At 62.7% G+C, this 22,098-nt stretch carries 24 protein-coding genes and 1 pseudogene; 10 read left to right on the forward strand and 15 right to left on the reverse strand.

Annotated elements, in window-relative coordinates:
• Positions 1-24: 24 nt before the first annotated feature.
• Positions 25-891, reverse strand: a complete 867-nt coding sequence (locus tag M0D67_RS26640) for a LysR family transcriptional regulator (protein WP_266240370.1) — start codon at positions 889-891, stop codon at positions 25-27.
• Positions 892-1,018: 127 nt separating this feature from the next.
• Between M0D67_RS26640 and M0D67_RS26645 the strand changes: the two genes are divergently transcribed.
• The 6 genes and pseudogenes from M0D67_RS26645 to M0D67_RS26670 form a co-directional block, all read left to right on the forward strand.
• Complete coding sequence (locus M0D67_RS26645) at positions 1,019-1,963, forward strand: AEC family transporter (protein ID WP_266240371.1); 945 nt, start codon at positions 1,019-1,021, stop codon at positions 1,961-1,963.
• A 109-nt stretch (positions 1,964-2,072) separates the two neighbouring features.
• The gene (locus tag M0D67_RS26650) at positions 2,073-2,912 is read left to right on the forward strand and encodes a helix-turn-helix domain-containing protein (protein WP_266240372.1); all 840 of its coding nucleotides are present in this window, start codon (positions 2,073-2,075) and stop codon (positions 2,910-2,912) included.
• 272 nt (positions 2,913-3,184) lie between these two features.
• Positions 3,185-4,150 carry a zinc-binding alcohol dehydrogenase family protein gene (locus M0D67_RS26655; protein ID WP_171928967.1) on the forward strand — a complete coding sequence of 322 codons (966 nt, stop codon included), beginning with the start codon at positions 3,185-3,187 and terminating at the stop codon, positions 4,148-4,150.
• Between the two features lie 55 nt (positions 4,151-4,205).
• Complete coding sequence (locus M0D67_RS26660; protein WP_171928978.1) at positions 4,206-4,382, forward strand: DUF1427 family protein; 177 nt, start codon at positions 4,206-4,208, stop codon at positions 4,380-4,382.
• Positions 4,383-4,566: 184 nt separating this feature from the next.
• Entirely contained in the window at positions 4,567-5,145 is a 579-nt protein-coding gene (locus M0D67_RS26665) for a DUF4337 domain-containing protein (protein ID WP_171928968.1), read from the forward strand.
• Between the two features lie 67 nt (positions 5,146-5,212).
• Positions 5,213-5,293, forward strand: a pseudogene (locus M0D67_RS26670) (LysE family translocator); the annotation flags it as partial.
• Positions 5,294-5,309: 16 nt separating this feature from the next.
• Here the strand turns inward: M0D67_RS26670 and M0D67_RS26675 are convergent.
• The 5 genes from M0D67_RS26675 to M0D67_RS26695 all read right to left on the reverse strand — a co-directional run bounded on the left by M0D67_RS26675 (position 5,310) and on the right by M0D67_RS26695 (position 8,596).
• Complete coding sequence (locus M0D67_RS26675) at positions 5,310-6,587, reverse strand: RNA polymerase sigma factor (RefSeq protein WP_171928969.1); 1,278 nt, start codon at positions 6,585-6,587, stop codon at positions 5,310-5,312.
• 4 nt (positions 6,588-6,591) lie between these two features.
• Entirely contained in the window at positions 6,592-6,999 is a 408-nt protein-coding gene (locus M0D67_RS26680) for a VOC family protein (RefSeq protein ID WP_154565197.1), read from the reverse strand.
• An 84-nt stretch (positions 7,000-7,083) separates the two neighbouring features.
• Entirely contained in the window at positions 7,084-7,611 is a 528-nt protein-coding gene (locus M0D67_RS26685) for an SRPBCC family protein (RefSeq protein ID WP_266240373.1), read from the reverse strand.
• A 62-nt stretch (positions 7,612-7,673) separates the two neighbouring features.
• A complete protein-coding gene (locus tag M0D67_RS26690; RefSeq protein ID WP_266240374.1) occupies positions 7,674-8,087 on the reverse strand; it encodes a YciI family protein in 414 nt (137 codons plus the stop codon).
• Between the two features lie 155 nt (positions 8,088-8,242).
• Positions 8,243-8,596, reverse strand: coding sequence for a YciI family protein (locus tag M0D67_RS26695; protein ID WP_154565200.1), 354 nt, complete (start codon positions 8,594-8,596; stop codon positions 8,243-8,245).
• 263 nt (positions 8,597-8,859) lie between these two features.
• On the opposite strand from M0D67_RS26695, the gene M0D67_RS26700 reads away from it, so the two are divergent.
• Positions 8,860-9,015 carry a glycine zipper 2TM domain-containing protein gene (locus M0D67_RS26700; protein ID WP_266240423.1) on the forward strand — a complete coding sequence of 52 codons (156 nt, stop codon included), beginning with the start codon at positions 8,860-8,862 and terminating at the stop codon, positions 9,013-9,015.
• Positions 9,016-9,306: 291 nt separating this feature from the next.
• Positions 9,307-11,268 (forward strand): hypothetical protein, encoded by a 1,962-nt coding sequence (locus M0D67_RS26705; RefSeq protein WP_266240375.1) that lies wholly within the window; start codon positions 9,307-9,309, stop codon positions 11,266-11,268.
• A 40-nt stretch (positions 11,269-11,308) separates the two neighbouring features.
• Here the strand turns inward: M0D67_RS26705 and M0D67_RS26710 are convergent, their stop codons facing one another.
• From M0D67_RS26710 to M0D67_RS26740, 7 genes are all read right to left on the reverse strand, one after another.
• Positions 11,309-11,590 carry a hypothetical protein gene (locus M0D67_RS26710; protein ID WP_266240376.1) on the reverse strand — a complete coding sequence of 94 codons (282 nt, stop codon included), beginning with the start codon at positions 11,588-11,590 and terminating at the stop codon, positions 11,309-11,311.
• A 140-nt stretch (positions 11,591-11,730) separates the two neighbouring features.
• Positions 11,731-12,081 (reverse strand): copper-binding protein, encoded by a 351-nt coding sequence (locus M0D67_RS26715; protein WP_266240377.1) that lies wholly within the window; start codon positions 12,079-12,081, stop codon positions 11,731-11,733.
• Entirely contained in the window at positions 12,078-15,284 is a 3,207-nt protein-coding gene (locus M0D67_RS26720) for an efflux RND transporter permease subunit (protein ID WP_266240378.1), read from the reverse strand. The genes M0D67_RS26715 and M0D67_RS26720 overlap by 4 nt, the downstream gene beginning before the upstream one ends.
• Positions 15,281-16,831 (reverse strand): efflux RND transporter periplasmic adaptor subunit, encoded by a 1,551-nt coding sequence (locus tag M0D67_RS26725; protein WP_266240379.1) that lies wholly within the window; start codon positions 16,829-16,831, stop codon positions 15,281-15,283. Before M0D67_RS26725 ends, M0D67_RS26720 begins: the two co-directional genes overlap by 4 nt.
• 11 nt (positions 16,832-16,842) lie before the next feature.
• Positions 16,843-18,138 carry a TolC family protein gene (locus M0D67_RS26730; protein WP_266240380.1) on the reverse strand — a complete coding sequence of 432 codons (1,296 nt, stop codon included), beginning with the start codon at positions 18,136-18,138 and terminating at the stop codon, positions 16,843-16,845.
• 92 nt (positions 18,139-18,230) lie between these two features.
• Positions 18,231-18,593 (reverse strand): hypothetical protein, encoded by a 363-nt coding sequence (locus M0D67_RS26735; protein ID WP_266240381.1) that lies wholly within the window; start codon positions 18,591-18,593, stop codon positions 18,231-18,233.
• A 139-nt stretch (positions 18,594-18,732) separates the two neighbouring features.
• Positions 18,733-19,206: a hypothetical protein gene (locus M0D67_RS26740; protein WP_154565208.1), complete on the reverse strand. Its 474-nt coding sequence runs from the start codon at positions 19,204-19,206 to the stop codon at positions 18,733-18,735.
• 923 nt (positions 19,207-20,129) lie between these two features.
• On the opposite strand from M0D67_RS26740, the gene M0D67_RS26745 reads away from it, so the two are divergent.
• Both M0D67_RS26745 and M0D67_RS26750 read left to right on the forward strand, forming a co-directional pair.
• The gene (locus M0D67_RS26745) at positions 20,130-20,603 is read left to right on the forward strand and encodes a GNAT family N-acetyltransferase (protein ID WP_154565210.1); all 474 of its coding nucleotides are present in this window, start codon (positions 20,130-20,132) and stop codon (positions 20,601-20,603) included.
• Between the two features lie 30 nt (positions 20,604-20,633).
• The gene (locus M0D67_RS26750; RefSeq protein ID WP_097395052.1) at positions 20,634-20,984 is read left to right on the forward strand and encodes a DOPA 4,5-dioxygenase family protein; all 351 of its coding nucleotides are present in this window, start codon (positions 20,634-20,636) and stop codon (positions 20,982-20,984) included.
• A 40-nt stretch (positions 20,985-21,024) separates the two neighbouring features.
• Here the strand turns inward: M0D67_RS26750 and M0D67_RS26755 are convergent, their stop codons facing one another.
• Complete coding sequence (locus M0D67_RS26755) at positions 21,025-21,336, reverse strand: high-potential iron-sulfur protein (protein WP_154565223.1); 312 nt, start codon at positions 21,334-21,336, stop codon at positions 21,025-21,027.
• A gap of 47 nt (positions 21,337-21,383) precedes the next feature.
• Positions 21,384-22,073, reverse strand: a complete 690-nt coding sequence (locus M0D67_RS26760; protein WP_266240382.1) for a nitroreductase — start codon at positions 22,071-22,073, stop codon at positions 21,384-21,386.
• Positions 22,074-22,098 lie beyond the last annotated feature (25 nt).

Here is a 22,098-nt window from a genome sequence, read left to right on the forward strand (position 1 = left end):
CTGGCGAATTCATGAACCCGCCCCTCACGCCATCTCGAGAAACCGCGCCAGACACGGATTGCGATTGGCCGGCGACCACGCCAGCACCTGCTCGATCAGCGGCGCATCGACCAGCGGCCGGAACACCACGCCCGCGAGTTGCGCTTTGCGCATCGAGGCCGGCACCAGCGCCACCCCCACCCCTTCATCGACGAGACTGAGCACGGTCTGCTGTAACTGCACTTCGAAGCGGATATCCGGTTCGAAGCCGCCTGAGCGGCAATGCTCGAGAATGGTCGTGCGCAAGCTCGGCGCGACTTCCTCGGACGCCAGCACGAATGGCTCGCCCGCCAGTTGCGCGATCTTCAGACGCCGCGCGCGTGCGCGCGGATGGCTGCGCGACAGGGCCACACACAAAGGCTCGCGGAGGATCGTCCGGGTCACGATGCCCTTGTCGGGCACGTTTGGAAACATGATCGCGGCGTCGATCTGGCCGGTCAGCACCTGCACAGCCAGATCGTTCGATACGACCTCGCGCAGGTTCAATGCGACCTCGGGAAACGCGGCGCCGAACGCGCGCGCATAGCCGGGTACGACGTTGTACGCGGCGCACATCGTGAAGCCGATGGCGAGTTTGCCGGCGTCACCATGCGCCGCCGCCTGGGCATTGCTGACGGCTTGTTCCACCGACGCAAGGATCGCCTTCGCATCGGCGTAAAAGCGCTCGCCCGCCGCGGTCAGCGTGACACTGCGCGGACTGCGTTCGAGCAGCGTCACACCCAGGTTCGCCTCCAGTGCCGCCAGTTGGCGGCTTAACGGCGGCTGCGACAGATTCAGTCGCGCCGCCGCGCGGCCGAAATGGCGCGTCTCGGCGAGTGTCACGAAGTAGCGTAGCGGCTTGATATCGATCACAACGTCCTCAAGCTGAATGACGATGCAGAAAAGGTATTGTTGGTGGCAGAAAACAGTATTGGATTGTATCAATGCAAGCCACTACGCTGGCGCATCGCTCCCTGCACCCACGCTTTCTTTCTAATCGATGTTAGCTACTCTTGAGATTCTGCTTCCTGTGTTCGGCCTGATTTTCGCGGGCTTTGCATGCCGCCGACGCGGCGTGCTCGGACCGAACTCCGCGTCCGAACTGAACCGCTTCGTCGTCTGGCTGGCGCTGCCGGCGCTGCTGTTCGACACGATGGCGCATGCCACATGGCAACAGCTTTATCAGCCGGCCTTCGTCGCGGCGTTTTCGATCGGGTGCATCGGCGCGTTTCTGCCGATTCTCGCCATGCGTATGATCAGCGGCCGGCATCTGGCCGACGCAAGCGTCGATGCGATTGCAGCGTCGTATCCGAACACCGGCTACATCGGCTTCCCGCTCGGCATGATCGCGTTCGGCTCGGCCAGCCTGACACCGACCACGATCGCCACGATCCTCGTCGCGTGCGTGCTTTTTGCGCTTGCCATCGTGCTGATCGAAGTCGGCTTGCAGACCGAACGCACGCCGCACAAGCTGGGGTTGAAGGTGTTGGGATCGCTGGCGCGTAATCCGTTGATCGTGTCGCCGATTGCGGGTGTGCTGCTCGCGAGTACCCATGTCGCTTTGCCACAAAGCGCGGAGACGTTTTTGAAGCTGCTGAGCGGTGCCGCCAGTCCGTGTGCGTTGGTCAGCCTCGGCTTGTTCCTCGCGGAAAAGCGTCCGTCCGAGGCCGGCGCGGGCGGCATCTCGCTGCTGCTGACCGGCGTCAAGCTGCTGGGACAGCCAGCGCTGACCTGGTGGCTCGCGGCGCGTGTGTTTGGGCTTTCATCCACGCTGGTCGAGATGGCTGTTGTGCTCGCCGCGTTGCCCACCGGCACCGGCCCATTCATGCTGGCCGAGTTCTACCGACGCGAGGCGCACATCACGTCGCGCACGATTTTGCTGTCGACGGTGGGGTCGGTGGTGACCTTGTCGTTATTGCTGCTGGTGATGGGGCATCGCACGTAAGCGGAACTAGAGAATATCCGCCGCTCCGTGGCTCGCGCTATGCTTCGCACACGGACCACCAAGGTCCCCGCTCTCCATCCACAAAGAGCAAACAGCGAACCGAACCGCCGTGCCCCAAGCCCGCCCACCCGAACTTCACGACGACGCCGACGCCCACTCCCTCGCGCGGCGCTATCCGCGTGGGCTGCGCATCGACCCGCATTCGCACACGTGGGCGCAGGTGCTCTATGCGGTGTCGGGCGTGATGTGGGTGGAAGTCGGCCGCGAGGCGTTGGTGGTGCCGCCGCAGCGCGCGGTCTGGTTGCCGGCCGGCACCGTTCACTCCATCCACATGATGAGCGAGGTGGAGATGCGCAATCTCTATCTCCACGAGCGCAACGTCGGCCATCTGAGCCGGCGCAGCGACGTGTTCGAGATCAACGGCCTGCTGCGCGAACTCATCACGTCGATTGCGGAGCACGAGAGTTCGCTCGCGCGCGACGAAACCTATCTTGAAGCGGCGTACCGTCTCGCAATGCTGGAGCTGGGGCACGCGCCGCGCTCGTCACTGCGCATCGCGCTGCCCGATGCTTCGGACCGGCGGCTCGATGCGTTGTGCCGCGCGGTGATCGACAACCCCTCGATCGCGATCAGCTTCGAACAGCATGCGGCCTCGGTCGGCGCAAGCGTGCGCACGCTGGCCCGTCTCTTCACGCGTGAGTTGGGAGTGGGGTTTGCCGAATGGCGGCGTCAGGTGCAGTTGGCAGTGGCCGTGTCAGGTCTCGCCGAAGGGCGCCCGGTCAGCAGCATCGCGCGTTCGCTGGGCTTCCAGCCGAGCAGCTTCAGCGACATGTTCCGGCGCGAGTTAGGCGCGCCGCCAACCGGCTTCGATCCGAGCGGTACGCTCGGCAAGGCGGCTTCTGAAGCTTCGCCGGAGCAGGCGCGAGACAAGCTGTCCACTGACGGGTAAGTTATACGCGCTGACGGTAGCAAGATTCGCCCTTGCAGCTAAGCCAGCGCTCGCTGGCGGCTTAACGAATCGTGCTAACAGCCGCGCCCTCCACCGTCGGCCAAGCCGTTTGCGTTGCCGGCCTAACGACGCCCAGCGAGGCCAGTAAGCCGCCGCACAGCACGCCTTGTCCGAAATTCGAAAGTCTTTGTCTCAACACCTCCGTACCGGCCACTTAGACTACGCTCATCGGCTGCACGACGCAGCGCAAGACCCAACAGGAGTGACACGCAATGAAAGCGATTCAGTTCAAGACTTTTGGCAACCCCGAGGTGCTCGACTACGTCGATCTGCCGACGCCCCAAGCCGACGCAGGCAGCGCCGTCGTGCAGGTCAAGGCGGCCTCGGTGAATCCAAGCGACGTCAAGAACGTGTCCGGCCATTTCGAACACACCGTCCTGCCGCGCACGCCCGGCCGCGACTTCAGCGGCGTCGTGACCGCCGGCCCCGCCGAATGGCTCGGCGCAGAAGTCTGGGGTACCGGCGGCGATATCGGCTTCACACGCGACGGCACGCACGCCGAGTTCATCAAGATTCCGCTCGCCGCCCTGTCGCGCAAGCCCACCACGCTCAGCCACACGGAGGCCGCCGCGATCGGCGTGAACTTCGTGGTCGCGTGGCTCGGCACGGTCGAGTACGCAAACCTGCAAGCGGGCGAGACGATTGCCGTGATCGGTGCGGGCGGCGGCGTCGGCGGCGCAGTGGTGCAGATTGCAAAAGCGCGGGGGGCTCGCGTGATCGGGGTCGACCGTCATCCGCTTTCCGCCGACACGCCCGCAGGCCGACTGATCGACGACTACATTCCGTTCGACGAAAGCGCAGCCGCGGCTGTCAGAGCGCTGACCGGCGGCGCCGGCGCGGACGTGGTGTACGACACGGTCGGCGGCGTCGCCTTCGAGACCGCACTGAGTCTCGTCAAGCGCCGCGGCCGGGTGCTGGAAATCAGCGCCACGGGCAAACGCCGCGTGGAATTCGACCTGATCGATTTCTATCACAACGAAACGCAACTGCTCGGCGTGGACAGCGCCAAGCTGGTCGTCGCCGAATCGGCGCCGTTGATGACGGCGCTGGTGGAAGGCTTCGAAAGCGGCAAGCTTCAAGGGCCGGCCATCGCGCAGGCATTCCCGCTCGAACGGGCACGCGAGGCCTACGAGGCGGTGGCCGCCGGCACGCGCGGCCGCGTCGTCATCACGATGTAATTGCCGAAACGACCGGCGGGCGTGGCTGCCCGCATTTCAGATGGTTATGAACAACATGAAAGCGTATTTGATCTCGCTCGTGGCCGGCGTCGTGGTCGGTTTGATCTACAGCGTGATGCAGGTGAAGTCGCCCGCGCCGCCGACCATCGCCCTGGCCGGGTTGCTCGGCATGCTGGCCGGCGAGCATATGATCCCGTTCGTGCGGACGTGGCTGGCCGTCGGTATTCACTGACGTCCTCTCATTAACGTCTGTCATCGACATCTCTTCGCGCCGATAGCTTTTCCATCACCGGGCGCCACACGCTAAGATGGAGCCCGCCGGGCCGGAGAGCCGCGCTTGCAGCATCGCCCGCGCATGTACCATCGCCATGCGCGCTGCCCGGAGATCACAAGAAAAGCTTCACTCGGAGAGTCAGATGTCTGAAGAATATGAAGTGCATGGTCCGCACGACCATGCGGTTGAACACGCCGGCCACCATGACTCGGATCCCTTTGCGAGCCGCATGGCCGTGATGACGGCGATCCTCGCGACGATCGGCGCACTGTGCGCCTACCAGAGCGGCAACAGCGAAAACCTGGCGCTGTACTACAAGAACGAAGCCGCCATTAAAAAGACCGAAGCGGCGAATCAATGGAACTACTACCAGGCCAAGGGCGAGAAAGAGAATCTCGCTGAACTCGGTGCGGCGCTGTCGCTCGGCAATGCCGACGCGCACGCGAAGTTCGCCGCCGACGTCGACAAGTACAAGCAGCAGAAAGAGCCGATCCGCGCGAAGGCTGAAGCGATCGAAAAGGAAGTCGTAGACAACGACGCTAAAAGCGAAGCGCTGCTGCATGGCCATCATCGCTGGGCGCAAGCGACGACCTTGATTCAGGTGGCCATCGCCCTCTGCGCGATCACGTTGCTGACTCGCAAGAAATGGCTGCGCAATCTGTCGTTTGGGATTGCGGCTGCGGGTGTGATCACTGCCGCTGTGGCGTTCTTTTCGGCGTGATTACGCGAACGGCGTGGTGATCCCCGGCCCGAACTTCGTCGCGGTTGCGCACACTGCAGCCCCGCAGTACCGGCGCTGCAAGGCGTGGATCGATCGCGTGTGCGGCGGCCTGATCGTCGCGTTGGGTGTGCGTCAGTTGATCCGGTAAGTTACTTACGTACGGTTCAATGCGCGCGGCCGCGCGCAGCACGCTCGAGCAACAACTCGCGCTCGCGCGCATTGCGCGTCATGGCGGCAGCGCGTTCGAATTCGGCGCACGCCTCTTCCACGCGGCCGAGTTTCTCCAGCAAATCGCCGCGCACGCTCGGCAACCAGTGATAGTTCGCGAGCGCCGCATCGGCGGCGAGCGCATCGACGATTTCCAGACCCGCAGCCGGTCCGAACGCCATGCCGACTGCCACCGCACGATTCAACTCCACCACCGGCGAAGGCGTCACCTGCGCGAGCGCGTCGTACAACGCGACGATCTGCGCCCAATCAGTCTCCTCGGCACGGCGTGCACGCGCATGACACGCGGCCAGCGCCGCCTGCAATGCATACGGCCCACTCGCACCGCCCAACGCGTGCGAGGTGCCGAGCGCGGCCAACCCGCGGCGGATCAGCAGCGGGTCCCAGCGGCTGCGGTCCTGGTCGAGCAACAGCACCGGCCGGCCCTCGGCATCGGTGCGCGCATGCGTACGCGACGCCTGGATTTCCATCAACGCGACGAGGCCATGCACTTCGCTTTCGTCCGGCACGAGCCCACTCAGCACCCGCCCAAGCCGCAGCGCTTCCTCGCACAACGCCGGACGCATCCAGTCGTCGCCGGTTGTGGCCGAATAGCCTTCGTTGAAAATCAGATAGATCACCTGCAACACCGACGCGAGCCGCGGCGCACGCGCATCCGCCTGCGGCACCTCGAACGGCACTTTGGCCGCTGACAGCGTGCGTTTGGCCCGCACGATGCGCTGCGCGATGGTCGGCTCAGGCACGAGAAACGCGCGCGCGATTTCGTCCGTAGTGAGGCCGCCGAGCAGGCGCAGCGTCAGCGCGACACGTGCGTCGGTGGACAACACCGGGTGGCATGCCGTGAACACCAGGCGCAACAAGTCGTCGCCGATATCGTCAGCGCGTGCGGCATCGAGGGTATCGACGAAATCCGGCACGAGGTGCGCCTCCATTGCGTCGAGATCGTGGCCCAACTCCTCACGCTTGCGGGCATGCAGCGCCTCCTGGCGCAAGCGGTCGAGGGCGCGATTCTTCGCGGTTGCCATCAGCCACGCTCCCGGGTTGTCGGGCACGCCAGCGTCGGGCCAATGTTCGAGCGCCGAGACCAGCGCGTCCTGCGCCAGCTCTTCGGCGAGCCCCACGTCACGCACGATCCGCGCGACGTGGGCGATGACCTTGGCGGATTCGATCCGCCAGACTGCCTCGATGGCACGATGGGTGGCCGGTTTTGTCACGGGATCAGCCCGCTGCCTTGGCGTTCGGATCCATGTAGATCAGCTCCCAGATGTGTCCGTCGATATCTTCGAAGCCGTGCCCGTACATGAAACCGTAGTCCTGCGGTGCGCGCGGCACCGTGCCGCCGGCGGCGAGCGCCTTCGCAACCAGCGCATCCACCTCGCCCCGGCTCTCGCACGAGAGGCCCAGCAACGCCTCGGTGCTTTCCTTCGGATTGCAAAGCGACTTGCGCGTGAAGGACTTGAACAGGTCCTTGATCAGCAGCATCGCGTAGAGGTTCTCGCCGAGAATCAGACACGCGGCCTGTTCGTTGGTGAATTGCGCCTCGAAGCTGAAACCGATCGCGCTGAAAAATGCCTTCGACCGTTCGAGATCGTCGACAGCGAGATTGACGTAGATCTGCTTATGCATGATGAAATCCAGTGATCGGGTTGTGGGCTCGCCGGGACGTCGCAGTGCATCGCACTGCGTCACGCATACAGCGATCCCGCGTATTCAGCTTGCCTCGGCCAGCGTTTTCAGATTGCCCAGGCCGTCTTCGAAATCCTTGCCGACCATGCGGTCCATGCTGACGAACACCTGCATCAGCTTCGACAGAAACGGCGCAGGCCCATGCATCGCCCAGGTGACCTGAGTCGCGCCGGCCTCCGGCTTCAACGTGAAATCGGCGATGTTATGAGCTTCGAACGGCTTGATGAAATCGAGGTTCATCGTCACGTTCGCCGGCGCCGCCGTGTCGACGATCTCCATCTGCCCCACCCCAACCTTTTCGCCTTGCCACGCATAGCGCGCACCCTTGCCGCTCGGCGTGCCGCTATAGGTGCCCTGCGCCGCGGGATCTTTGCGCAGGAACGGATTCCAGCGATTGAACTGATGCAGATCGTCGATTAATCCGTAAACCCGCTCAGGCGGCGCCTCGATGCGCACGCTGCGTTCGATGCGAAAGTTGTCGGGGCGCGTCGCCGCATAGATGAGCAGCAAACCCACCGCCGCGACGACGCTGATCAGAATGACTTTGAGCATGATGAATCCTCTCGATGTGGCCGGATCGGCGCCTCGTTCGCGCGGTCGGATCGGCGTCGCGATTAATGTTTGGCTGCGTCCAGCTTGCGGAAGCGGTCCACTTCCGGGCCCGGTTCGAAGTCCTCGAGTTCATACAGTTGCCGCACTTCGATTTCGCCTTCGGCTTGTTCGCCGAACGGCGCCGGGAAGCGCCGCGCCCATTCCATGGCTTCTTCGCGGGAACGAACCTGAATCAGCGTGTAGCCGGCGATCAATTCCTTGGTTTCCGCGAACGGGCCGTCAATCACCGTGCGCTTGCCTCCGCTGTAGTGGATGCGCCAGCCTTTCGAACTCGGTTTCAGGCCGGTTGCGTCGAGGAGCACACCGGCCTTGGCCAGTTCTTCATGGTAGGTGCCCATCGCAGCCATCAGGGCTTCGTCCGGCGGGCCGCCGGCTTCGCTGACGGCCGTCGCCTTCACTATGATCATGAATCGCATCGCAATCGCTCCTAGGGTGGTGTGTAGTTGGTGGAGAGCCGTTATCTGTTTGCTGGCTCCTTACTCACACGACGAGCGATGCGCGGCCGGATCGACATATTTGTCGTCAGCCTAGGGAAAACCCCAAGAAAATAGCCATGAATGGGCGAACCTGCTTATAGGAAACAAGGCCCGAGCTTGCGGACTTCGACGGTGCACCACGACGCCGCCGGGCAGGCCTGCGCGATCGCCACCGCTTCTTCACGGGTTTCACAATCGAGCAGGTAGAAGCCGCCGATCATTTCCTTGGCTTCGGCGAACGGACCGTCGAGCAGTTTCGCTTGACCATCGCGCACCTGCACGCGCACGGCGTCATTCGTTGAGGTCAGCGCTTCGGCTGCGACCAGCTTGCCGCGCTCTTTGAGGCCGGTAGCGAAACGCACCATCTGGTCATAAACCTCGCGCCCCGCCTGCTCACCACGTTCGACGCGTTGATTCGGGGGTTCGACGATAAGCAGCATGTAAGACATGGCGTCTCCGATTGATCGCGCCGTGGACGTGAACGCCAGCGAGGCGTACGACGGCAATAACGCGCTTACAGTTGGGTTGCGAAAGCCAGTCTAGCAAGCGCGGATGACTCCAGCAAACCCGTTTCACTCCTCGGGCATCCGCGGATCGCAAGCCCTACGGAGACTCGTAATACAGATGCGGCACGTGGATTGCTGCTTCGGTTGTATCGATACACATCCGAGGTGACATCATGCGAAATCGATCTATTCTGGGCGTCATTGCAATGGCATTGGCGCTACTGACATTGACGGCCGGCTGCACCCTTGGCGGTGCGGCAGCAGGTGGCGTCATCGGCAACGAGGCGACCAATCACAGCGCGGTCGGCACGATCGGCGGCGCAGTAGCCGGCGGGATTATCGGACACGAGTTGGGCAAGTAATTTGAGTCTGAACTGCCTGAAGCAATTCGATCAGAGAATATGACGGGTTCGCAAACGCGACCACCCTTCATATTCTCCTATTCAGCCGCTCTCTCACGTGACACAACAACGCCACTTTGAAGTATTCTCCCAACGCGTTTAAACGCGTCGTGAGCGCATTACGCGTGGATTAAAGGCGGCAAATAATCTGCTTTCAATCCAATAAACCGGCGCGACAAATGCAATTAAATTTATCGGCATAATCTGCCGACGTAACAAACGAATCATATAAACAGGGCATCGGGGAAATTCATGCATCGATCGTTAGTGCGTAGCGGCGTCGCGGCCGCCGCGGCCTTTGCGTTGTTCCAACTCGGCGGTTGTGGCGGCGGCGGTTCCAGTTCAACATCGTCGAGCACGCCGACGGTCACGGCTACCTCGGTGAACGGCACGGTCGCCACCGGCAGCGCCGTAGTGGGCGCAACCGTCACGCTGACCGATGCGACCGGCGCTCAGGCCACGGCAACCACCAACACCCAGGGCGCGTACACGATCTCGGTGAAGGGCATGACCGCGCCGTTCCTGATCGTCGCCACCGACGCCACCGGCATCTCTACCCCGCTCGTCTCCGTGCTCGCCAAACTGCCCAATGGCACGGCGCCGGCAGTCGCCAACGTCACCACGCTGACCACGGCGATTGCCGCCATGCTGACCGCTTCGGGCAACCCGCTCGACCTCGCCTCCACCACGGCGCTGGCCAAGGTGACGCTGCCGTCCGTGCAGATCGCCACCATCACGCTCGACGCGATACTGACGAAAATCCTCGCGCAGAACGGCATCCAGACGGCGGGCTTCGATCCCATCGGCGTGGCCTTTACGCCGAACCACACCGGCGCCGATGCGGTGATCGACACGGTGTCGGTCGTGTCGGCGGCCAACGGCGGCCTGTTGCTGCTATCGAACGCGACGCCGGGCACGACGGTCGCGCTGAACAACCAGACTGCCCAATCGGTCACGCTGGCAGCGCCGCCCGCGGCGGCCAACTATCTGGAGCCGCTGGCGTCGGTGCTGACTGCCTGCGCGGCGACCGGCACGCTCAACACGTCATGCTCGCCGGCAATCGACTCTGCCTACCTCGAAAACGGCTCGACCGATCTGGCCGTCGCCCACGGTCTGACGGAAGCGATCTTCAATGGTGCGGTGTTCGGTTCGCCGAAGACGCTTGCCTTCTTCACACGCAACGGCAAGCAGCTTGCGCTCGTGCAGTTGCCGGTCACGCTGGCGAGCGGCACGGCAGCCGGTGTGCTCTACACCATTGCGCAACAGCTCTCCACGCCCGTCACGCTCGCCAACGGCACGCAGCTCGGCTGGGATCTGATCGGCAATCAGTCGCAATTCGCTGTATCGATCATGTCGCAAATCCAGCGCCGCACCTTCCTCGATTCGAAGCTGAACGACGTGAACCGGTACGAGTCGGGTCTTAAGATTGCGATTCCGACGACTTCGAATCCGACGGTGTATTCGGCTTCCGTCACGGGACCTGGCCTCGCTGCGCCGGTCTGGCTGATGCAGCGCAATGCGCTCGGCATCAGCTCGCTGGGTCTGTCGGATTTGCCGTTGAGCTCGGCGCCGGTTTCGCCGGCGACGACCAGCAGTAATACGGAGTTGTATCGCTGGTCATGGCAATCGCTGTCGTCGACCGCGAACTTCACGCCGGCGGCTTCGAGCGGCTACTACTCGGCGCAATCGATCGACGCGAGCACCGTGCCCCTCTACTCGACCTACACCGTGACGTTCTACGACCAGAACGGCGTGCAGCTCGGCCAGTCGTCGATCATCAATCCGGGCAGCCCGTTGAACGCGGCGGCGGGCAGCGCGGTTGCGTGGCCGACGCTACTGCCGGACTTCGCGACCCAGTTCCTCACGCCAGCCGGGTCGCTGGCCGGCGCGCAGTACGCGATGAGCGTGACGTGGTCGAGCCTCGTGAACGGACAGAATCTCGCGTATCCGGTGACGTCAGTGCAGATTCAGGCCTCCCCTGGAACGGGCTCCGGCTCGACGACTGCAATCGATGGCTTCTCGATCAGCGCGCCGAACAACACATCGGTCGGCCAGTTTCAAACCACCGTCTTTGCGGGAGTCAATGCCGGGGGCGTACAGACTTGCACGAACTGCCCGTTCCCGGCGTTGACGTCCGGTGGTTCGCGGCTCGTGCAATTGGGTGGCGGGCAGAATGGGATCACGTACTACGACTTGACGAAGTACAACGACTAGAGCAGGACAAACAAGAAACGCCGGTGCATCGTGGCGGCTTTCATGCCGAAGGCAACAGCGACCGGGCCTGCTCGAGAAGTGCGTGGGACGCAGCAAACTCGTTGCGTCCCGCCATCGTCAGTGCGGCGTGGCCGGTGCGCGCGAACAGTTCGTCGTTGGACGTTGCGACTGCGTTCGAACCGGAACCCGGCTGGTCGTATCGGCGAAAGAACGCGAGCATCTGGAACGCGTCGAATCGCCAGTCCTCTGGACCGGCCTTGGCTAGAAGCTCAGCGGCGGCGGCTAGTTGCCGCGTGACTGCGAGGAATTCAGAGCGTTCCATGACACCTGTCTCCTTGTGGGTCGCCGTCACCGGGCGTTCTAAGAGTTTAGCGCAGGAGCTCAATCGGCCATCGGCCCAGCCGTAGTCCTGCAAACTCGCAGGCCCAAGCAACAAGCCCGCGAGTTTGCATCAACAACGCATCACGACGCTTTTTCCAGCTTCACGATGGTCATCGTGCCGTCGACGTCTTCAATGCGCACCTTCACCTTGTCGCCTTCGTGAATCCGCTTGATCATCGCGGCATCCTTCGCCTTGAAGGCCATGGTCATGGCCGGCATCCCGACGTTTTGCAGCGCGCCGTGTTTCAGCGTGACCATGCCGGAGGTCGGGTCCACTTTTCTCACCTCCGCATCCGTGAGCGCCGCATTCGGTAAGTCCTTTGAAGCCGCCGGCTTCATAGACATGTTCATCCCCGCCATATCGTCGCCCGCAAACGCGGGGGCCGCAGCAATGGCGCCGAGAGCAGCAAACGCAACAATCCATTTCTTCATTGAAGTTCTCCAGTTTGAGTAGTTGGCACGGTTGTGCCGGAAGGTACTGCGTGAGAAAGCCGCGCGTCGGGCAAACGCTTCGCGCGGCGGCGTTGCAGCAGGAACCACGCTGCGGGAATGACCAACATCGAAAGAATGGGCGCCGTGATCATCCCGCCGACCATCGGTGCGGCGATGCGCTGCATGACTTCGGAGCCGGCGCCGTGCCCGACCATGATGGGTATGAGACCGGCAAGCACGACCGCAACCGTCATCGCCTTGGGACGCACACGCTGCACTGCCCCCTCTCGAATCGCATCGAGAAGCAGCGTTTCGGTCAGCGGCTCGCCTGCGTCGAGTCTGCGATTCAACGCACCCTTCAGGTAAAGCAGCATCACGACGCCGAACTCCGCAGCCACCCCCGCGAGCGCAATGAATCCCACGGCGGTCGCGACAGACACGGCATGCCCCAGCATCCAGATAAACCAGAAACCGCCGACCAGCGCGAAGGGCACCGTCGACATCAGCAGCAGCGCGTCACCCACGGAGTTGAACGTCAGAAAAAGCAGCACGAAAATGACCACCAGCGTCACGGGAATAACGGTGCGCAACTTCGCCGCCGCTCGCTCCAGATATTCGAACTGACCGGACCACGCAATCGAATAGCCCGCGGGCAGTGTCACTTTCTCTGCGACCGCGCGCTGCATGGCCTGCACGGCCGAATGCAGATCCGTGTCGCGGATATCGACGTACACGTAACCGGCGAGCCGCGCGTTCTCACTGCGAATCATCGGCGGGCCATCGGCAATCGTGATGTGCGCCACGTCAGCCAGCTGGATTTGCGCGCCACGCTCGGTCACGACCGGCAGCTCGCGCAGCTTCTCGAGTGAATCGCGAATTTCGCGTGGATAGCGGATGTTGATCGGAAAGCGCTCCCGGCCGGCAATGACCTCGCCGACGTTTTCACCGCCGACCGCGGTGGACACGATCGACTGGATATCGGCAACCGCGAGGCCGTAACGTGCCGCTGCCAGCCGGTCAATATCGACGTCGATGTATCTGCCGCCGTTCAGGCGCTCGGCAAGTGCGGACGTCACACCGGGCACGGTCTTGACCGCCGCTTCGACCTGCGTTGCCACCTTGTCGATTTGCCCGAGGTCGGGGCCCGAAATCTTGACGCCGACCGGCGTCTTGATGCCCGTCGACAGCATGTCCAACCGATTGCGGATAGGCGGAACCCACACGTTCGAGAGCCCCGGCACTTTGACGGTGCGGTCCAATTCGTCGACCAGCTTCTCCGGCGTCATGCCCGGCCGCCACTGGCTGCGTGGTTTGAACTGAATCGTGGTCTCGAACATCTCGAGCGGCGCGGGATCGGTCGCCGAATCAGCGCGGCCGGACTTGCCGAACACGGTCTGCACCTCCGGGACGGTCTTGATGAGCCGGTCGGTCTGCTGCAGCAGTTCACTCGCTTTCTCCGTCGAGATGCCCGGCAGCGCGGTCGGCATATACAGCAGATCGCCTTCGTCGAGCGGCGGCATGAATTCGCCGCCAAGCCGCGAAAGCGGAATCGCCGACGCCGCAAGCGCAACCACCGCCAGACCGATCGCGACCCACGGCCGACGCAACGTCGCCTCCAGCAATGGGCGATAGAGCCGGATCAGCACGCGGTTGATCGGGTTCGCGTTCTCGTGCGGAATACGGCCGCGGATCAGCAAACCCATCAACACCGGCACCAACGTCACCGACAGGCCCGCCGCCGCTGCGATCGTGTAGGTCTTCGTGAACGCCAGCGGGGAAAACAGCTTGCCTTCCTGGCCTTCGAGCGAGAACACCGGAATGAACGACAGCGTGATGACGAGCAGCGAGAAGAACAGCGCCGGCCCGACCTCCGCGGCCGACATGGCGATGAGCTCCCAACGTTCAGCCGAACTGATCGCCTTGCTGGGATGCGCGTGCTCGTACGCTTCGAGATGTTTGTGCGCGTTCTCGATCATCACGATGGCCGCGTCGATCATCGCGCCGATGGCAATCGCAATGCCGCCGAGCGACATCAGATTCGCGTTCACGCCTTGATACCGCATCACGATGAAGGCGGCCAGCACGCCCAGGGGCAACGACAGGATCGCGACGAACGCACTGCGCAGATGAAACAAAAAGACAGCGCAGACGAGCCCGACGATGATGAATTCCTCGACGAGTTTGTCCTTCAGGTTATCCACCGCGCGTTCGATCAACTGTGAGCGGTCGTACGTCGTCACGACTTCCACGCCCGCGGGCAGCGAACGCTTCAGCTCGGCGAGCTTTGCCTTCACCGCATCGATCGTCGTCAGCGCGTTCTTGCCGGAACGCATCACGATGACGCCGCCCGCAACTTCGCCCTGCCCGTTCAGCTCTGCGATGCCGCGCCGCATCTCGGGTCCGATCTGAATACGCGCGACGTCGCCCAGCAGCACGGGCGTACCGGCTTCGTTCGTACGCAGGACGACGTTGCGAAAGTCATCCATAGTGCGCAGGTAACCGGACGAGCGCACCATGTATTCGGACTCCGCCATCTCGACGACTGACCCGCCCGATTCCTGATTCGCCTTGCCTAACGCGTCGGCGACCATCGCCTGCGTGATGCCGTAAGCGCGCAGTTTGTCCGGGTCGAGGACGACCTGATATTGACGCACCATGCCGCCAATGCTCGCGACCTCGGACACATCCGGTACCGACTTCAGTTCGAACTTCAGGAACCAGTCGTTCAGGGCGCGAAGCTGTCCCAGGTCGTGCTGTCCGCTTCGGTCGACGAGTGCATATTCGTAGACCCAACCGACACCGGTTGCATCAGGGCCGAGCGATACCGTTGCGCCAGGAGGCAACTTACTTTGCACCTGGTTCAGATACTCGAGTACACGGGAACGGGCCCAATACTGGTCGGTTTTGTCGTCGAACAGGACGTAGACGAACGCATCGCCGAATGACGAATACGCGCGAATGGTTTTCGCCCCCGGCACACTCAGCAGCGTCGTGGTGAGGGGATAGGTGACCTGGTCCTCGACGACCTGCGGCGCCTTGCCCGGGTACGACGCCTTGATGATGACCTGCGTGTCGGACAAGTCAGGCAGCGCGTCGAGCGGCGTCTGCATCACCGAGTAGACGCCCCATGCCGTGACGAGCACGGTGGCAAGCAGCACCAGAAAGCGGTTGTAAATCGACCATCTGATAAGACGCGCGATCATTTGGCGCCTCCTACCGGTTCGACTGTCGTCAACTGGTAGCCGCCGTCCGTCTGCCGGAATGCGAAGTGCACTACGTCACCGGGTTTTGCGTCCGGAAAGGCCGTGGGCGACGGTTTACCGAATGCCATCGTCATCTTGCCCCAGCCCAAAGCCGGGACCGGCTGATGGGAGAAGGTGATGTCTTCGGCGGTCACCTTTTCGATCCTGCCGGTGGTCTCGTACGTTTGGGATGCACTGGTCGCGGCGGGTGCGGATGCGGGCGCGGGCCCGCTCGGGTCTGCGTTTGCGCTCCCCGCGAGGCGAGGAAGAACCGATTTGAGGCTGGCTTCCGAATCGATCAGAAACTGGCCGGACGCCACGACCTGATCGCCATCGGTCAAACCGCTCAACACTTCGGTTTCGTCGCCAGCATCTTTGCCGACGGTGACATTCACCGGCTGCAAACGGCCATCACCGTTCCTGACGATAACCACGGTGCGCTTGCCGGTCGTGATGACCGCTTCGGATGGAACGAGCAGACGCGAGGCCGGTTTCTGCGCGCCGACCCGCACGCGCATCAACATGCCCGGCGTCAGCTTGAACGCGGCGTTGTCGATCTCGAGACGCGCCTGCAGCGTGCGGCTGCCGGTGCTGATACCCGGCAGGATTTCGCGGATCTGCCCTTTGAAGTGCTGAGTGGGATCGCCCGCGAACGCCGCGTCCACGGTCATGCCAGGCTGCACGGTCAGCGCAAGGGATTCCGGTATTTCGACGATGAGCCACAACGTCGAGAGACCGGCGATCTTGGCGAGCGTCTGCCCGGGCGTCACCATCGCGCCATCGCGGACGTTCAGCTCGCTGACAACACCCGTTTCCGGCGAGGTCAGCACGACATGCGTCTGCGCCTTGCCGCTCCGGTCGAGATTCGCAACGACGCCGTCCGGTATCGACATCGCCCGCATGCGCGCGCGAGCCGCGTCAAGCATGCCGCTGTCCATACCACTGCGTTTGAGCGCGAGGTACTCTTCCTGCGGCGCCAGCCAGTCCGGCACGAAGAGCGACGCGATCGGCGCGCCTTTCGCTATCCGTTGCATCGGTGCGTCCGCGTACAAGTGGTCTATGTAGCCCGTGACGCGCGACTGCACCACGTCGGCGTGCGATTCGTCGAATTGCGTGGTCCCGACGGCGTCGAATCCTTCGCTGACCTCCTGCCGTCGCGCCGTTGCGTAGCGGATGCCGAGGTTCTGCTGCAAGCCCGGATCGATTTTGACGCCGCTCGTGCCTGCGTCATCGGCGAAGACCGGTTCGAGTTGCATGTCCATGAAAGGCGACTTGCCCGGTTTGTCGAAATGCTGATTCGGAACCATCGGGTCGTGCCAGTACAGCACCTTGCGGCCCGTCTTCGGGTCGGCCTTGTCCCCTGCCGCAGATGTCGTGGCGGGCATCGTGGCGGCAGAAGCCGAACCCGCTTGCGTGGAATGGCGCACGCCGGCCAGGTAGCCTGCGCCTAACAAAGCGGCGGCGGCGAACGCAACGAGAACCGCGCGTGCCAGTTGTTTCTTTTGCATGGTGTGCTCCTTCACTGGCTGATGGACATCGACGCGGGCACGACCTGGTATTCGAGCTGGGCCCAGGTCAGGGACACCTCGCGCCGAAGGTCGAGCACCTGTAACTGAGCGTCGAGCAATGCACGTCTGGCAGCAAACGCGTCCGCAAGCGACCCGCTCCCCGCCTGATAGGCCGCGGCCGCGAGCTGGACGCGCCGGTCCGCAGCGGGCAGCAGGGAGTCGGTGAGATGGGTGATGCGCTCGCGGCCGCTGGCAAGCGTCGCCGACTGCGTGCGGATATCCGCTTCGACTTGCCGCTGCGTGTCTTCGTACATCAGCCGCGCTTTGGTGCCGAGTTCCGCCTTCTCGTCGGCGTCGCGGTTCTGGCGATTCTTGCGATTGATCGGCAGCGGAATGCTGACGCCGACCGAAACCATGTTCGAGTACTGCCCGCCACGCTGTTGATAAGAGACTTCCCACGTCCAGTTGGGACTGCGGTTGCTGTTGGCGACAGCCGTATCGGCATCGGCGACGGCGATGTCCCGCGAAGCGGCCACAAGCACCGGCTGAACGTCGCGAAGCTCGTCGGGTGGCAGAGACGACACATACGATTGCGGCGCGGGCGGATCGCCGCTCACATCGAGAACAGGCGTAGCAGTCCAGCGGGACAGGCCGATCAGCGCGGTTTGAAATGTCTGTTGTGCTTTGAGTAGCTGATCCTGCGTCTGCGCAAGCATCGCCTGCGCTTGCACGACGTCGGCTGCGCTTGCCTTGGCTCCCCGGCAAGACGCTTTCGTCGCGTCCAGTTCGTGATCCATATGACGCACCAGCTCCTGCTGCAACGCGAGCGCCTGCTTTGCATAGACGGCGTTCAACCAGGCAGTCGCCGTTTGTTGTCGCGTGTTCACGAGCTGCAGCAGATAGCCGGCACGCTCGCGGTCCACCACATCGTTCGCCCGGGCGGAGAGCAGGCGACGTTTGTCACCGGATACCCATTCCTGCTCGATGCCGATACGGCGCATCGTCATGAAGTCCTGACCGATGGTGAACCGTTGCGATCCGTTCACCGGCAAGTTGTCGATACCCGCTTTGAGCATCGGATCGGGCAACTGCCCGGCCCGAACGGCGGCATCTGAGCTGGCGCGCACAGAGGCCTGTGCGGCTCCCATGGCGGAAGAGCGGTCGGTGGCGGCCTGAAGCGCCGCATCGAGCGTGTAGCTTGCTTGCTGAGCGTGTGCCGCGCCGCTCGCGAAAATCAGCGCTGCGAAAAGCGAGCGCGCGCGCCGTGGTGCACGCCGGGTTGACGGCGTGCGAAAAATGAATGGCATGTTCTAACCCCAACGGCGAACTCCCAAAGGGAGTCCACGTCCTGGACGCAGGACGACCTCACCGCAAATGCGGTGAACCTGTCAGCAAGGGTTTAGATGGCGCGAGGAGGTCGCCACGGTCCGGTCGGCTCACGGACCGGCAGCGATTGCGCGTAGTGGAAAACAACGGTGCTCGACAACCCGGCAGGCCGGGTTATTCCAGTCAGAGAGACCGGGTGATACAGACTGCCGATTTGGCATTGAGCCATTACCTTGCAGAAAAAGCCCTTGGCTTTTTCGGGCTGCGACGAATGCATCGACTCGCAGCCGGGCATGTCAGCCGACATCGCATCGCTCTCGTCGGCACTCATGCTCATCTGCATCGGACATTCTCCCGTCAAGCCGCTGGCCGCCAGCCCACTAATGGGCAGCGCAGCGCATAGCAACAGAAGGAGCAAAGTCCGCAGAAATTTCATGCCGGAGATTATAGCCGCAGTAAATTAACCGGGTGCGTCGGATTGGCTAACAACAGCAGGATCAGCGCTGATGCGAAAAAACGCCCCATACGGGGCGTTCTTCGTTTGAGCGTTAGCTTGCGGCAGAGCGCGACGTTGCTTAAACGGTCGCTTCGACAATCGCTTGCGTATGGGCCGATCTCATCAACCCCTCGATCATCTTCGTCTCGGCGTTCGCAATCTCGCTCAACGATGCGACCGACAGTTGCCCATCCAGAATCGCCAGCGCGGTGCAAAGACGTGCGTATTCGCTGTCTTCGAGCAGCCAGGCGCCGTCTTGATGCTCACGCGCGTCGAGTTGCACCATCGCCGCATGCGCGCTTTCGATATCGGCAATAACGTCTTCACCGAGGCCAAGACGCGCCAACTCTTGCGACACCAGCAGATGCCGGCTCAAGGTCAGGTGCAAATCCCGCGTGCCTCGACCGCGCCGGAATGCATCGAGGGCGGTGTAGCACTGCAGGAGCATCGCCGCGGTGACTGGCTCGTGGGCAGTGCGGCTATAGGTCAGCGCGCGCAACAGCGGGGACATGGCCGGCTGGGTGTGCTTGCGGACTCGCGATTTACTGGACATATCGATTCAACCTCCTTCGCTAACTCTCGGCTTTGCCACCGAATGGTGTGCTCTCCGGTGGCAAACGCCGCCGATGCGCCGGCGGCTTGACAGGCCCTTAATGTGAGTCTGTGTAGCCATCATGGCAAGCAACTATTAAGACAGACTTAAACAACTCAAAGTCTCGAATGCGCGCGGCGTCGCGCCGCGCGCGAGCAGATTTTCCGCTACGGCTGGCAGGAAACGTAACGCTGCCATATAGGTTCGGATCGGGTAAATACAAGTCACATTGGCCGCGCCGACGAAAAAAAAAAGCCCTGCTCCCGCGAGGGAACAGGGCCGGACAGGATGGAGGAGTCGTACAGGCGCGTGGATGCTTGCCGACTTTTATAACCACCACAGACTACCAAAGCTGTTGCTACCTGAACTGCTACTGCGCTACTGCGTTATTGCTTTGCTGCGGTATTGCTTTACGGCGGTATTGCTTTACGGCGGTATTGCGGTATTGCGTTACAGCTCGGTTCCTCGCCATCAACATCGCCTCGCTGCAACCCCCTGCTGAGCCGTGCGCATGGCTGCTGCGATTGCGCACTATTTGCATTGCTTCGACTTCCTACTGCTTTACTGCCCTGCCACGTTGGTCAAACGCGGCAAACTGCCATCAACGGTACGGTTCAAAACAACGCGGGGGAAGACCGCGTCGATGGGCTCGGTGACTTGTCGCTCCATGGAAAACAGTTTATGTGAACGCACGAGAATGCAATTGCGCGAAACGAGGGGAATTGGCAGGCCAGTTTGCCGAATCGCCGCGGTGTCGCGGTTTCTTCAGACTTGAGCCGTGACGTTGGGCGCCCGAAACATAGGCGCGTGGTAAAAAGCGCTACTGGCACGACAATCCACGACAATTCTTTCTCACCGCCCGCGCACCGGAAAACGTTACCCGCATGTCCGTTCAAGAACCTGCCCTTACCCTGCGCCCCGCGCTGGAAGCCGACGAGCGCTTTCTCTTCGAATTGCGCAAGGCCACCATGACCGAGCATCTGGCACGCGCCGGCGAATTCGTCGACGATACCCAGCATTTCGCGCGTCTACGCTATCGCTACGATGCGGCACAGGTGATTTGCGTCGATGGCGCGCCGGCTGGTTTGCTGAAAGCGTATCGCACCGAAACCGAGTGGTTCGTCGTGCAAGTGCAGATCGCGCCCGAGCATCAAGGCCGCGGGATCGGCGAGCGCGCGCTGCAAACTGTTCTGCAGGCCGCGCAGGCCGACGCAGTGCCGGTCAGCCTCAAGGTGCTCAAAGGCAATCCCGCCAGGCGCCTGTACGAGCGCCTGGGCTTCGAAATCGTCGCCGAAGAGGAAATAGAGTTTCTGATGCGGCGCGCGCCGCACGCGTCAGCGAAAACTCAAGCAAAATGAATGTCTGACAAAGACGGTACGAAACCCGCTATGACCTTTCGCGACACCTCGGCCATCGAAAGCTGGCACGCCCATGTTTACTTCGATTCAGGTAGCCGCGACGCCGCGTGGACCTTTCGCGAGCAAATCGAAGCACACTGGAACGGCAAACTGCAAATGGGGCGCTTTCACGAACGCCCGGTCGGGCCGCACCCGATGTGGTCGTATCAGCTCGCATTCGCGCAGGAGCAGTTCGCCGAACTCGTCGGCTGGCTCACGCTGAATCACGGCGCGCTCGATATTTTTCTGCACCCGAATACCGGCGACGCCTTGCGCGACCACCGCGACGCGGCACTGTGGATCGGCCGTTCGCATGAGCTCGTACTGAGCGCTTTGAACTAGGTGCCAAGGCACCCGTAGCGGCACACGGCCGCTAGCCAGGTCACATATTCGAATACGAGCTGCACCAGCCACGCGCGGCGACCTGCTTGTCGCCGAACAGCGTGCAGCCACCGTAGGCGTCGGTAGACTTACCCTGGAATAGCGAACAGTTGGCGCAGGTTTGTCCGGCGGCGTAGCCAGGGAATTTCGCCTTGTCGACTTTTGACGCGTCCTCTTTATAGCCGACGGCCTGCGCCTTCGGATCGGCTTCGCTCAGTGCGTTCGCGGTGTCGGCGAACGCGACGCGGGACAGCATGAGCGTTGAGCTCACGCCCACACTCAGCATCAGAAAATGGCGGCGTGAGGTTTTCATCATGGTCCGATGGGAAGATGGGAAGTGGGGATGCCCGTTGATCGGGTTCAATCGAGAAATCGCGTGAACCGTTCAACCGGTTCGCGATCCGTGCGCAACGTATTGACCAGCGCGCTTTCGTCGGCGAAACCGAGCGACATGCCGCACACCAGTTGCTCTTCGGCCGGCAGGTCGAGATGCTCGGCAATCAGCCGATGAAACTGCGTAAAGGCCGCCTGTGGACAGGTATCGAGGCCGCGCCCGCGCGCCGCCGTCATGATCGCTTGCAGGAACATGCCGTAGTCGAGCCAGCTACCGCGCTCCATCACCCGCTCGATCGTGAAGAACAGGCCGACCGGCGCGCCGAAGAACCGGTAGTTCTGTGCATGCTGTTCATGCATGCGCGCCTTGTCGCCCTTTTCGATGCCCAGCAGGCCGTAAAGATCCCAGCCGATCTTGCGGCGGCGGTCGATGTACGGCGACACCCATTGGTGCGGATAGTAGCAATACTCTTCCTGATACAGCGCATCGCGCTGAGGGTCGTCATAGGCGGCGACCAGAGCCTGCGACAGGCGCGCGAGCGACTCGCCCGTCACCACATACACTTTCCACGGCTGAGTATTGGTGCCCGAAGGGGCGCGGCTGGCCGCTTCGAGAATCGCCTCGATATCGGCGCGCGCAACCGGCGTGGGCAGAAAGGCGCGGATCGACCGCCGCGATATCAACGCGGCGTCGACCTGGTTGGGGGACGTGGTCATCGGCAGAAATCCGGCAGGGCCAACG

Source organism: Paraburkholderia sp. SECH4 (assembly GCF_030511745.1).
Lineage (GTDB): Bacteria > Pseudomonadota > Gammaproteobacteria > Burkholderiales > Burkholderiaceae > Paraburkholderia > Paraburkholderia madseniana.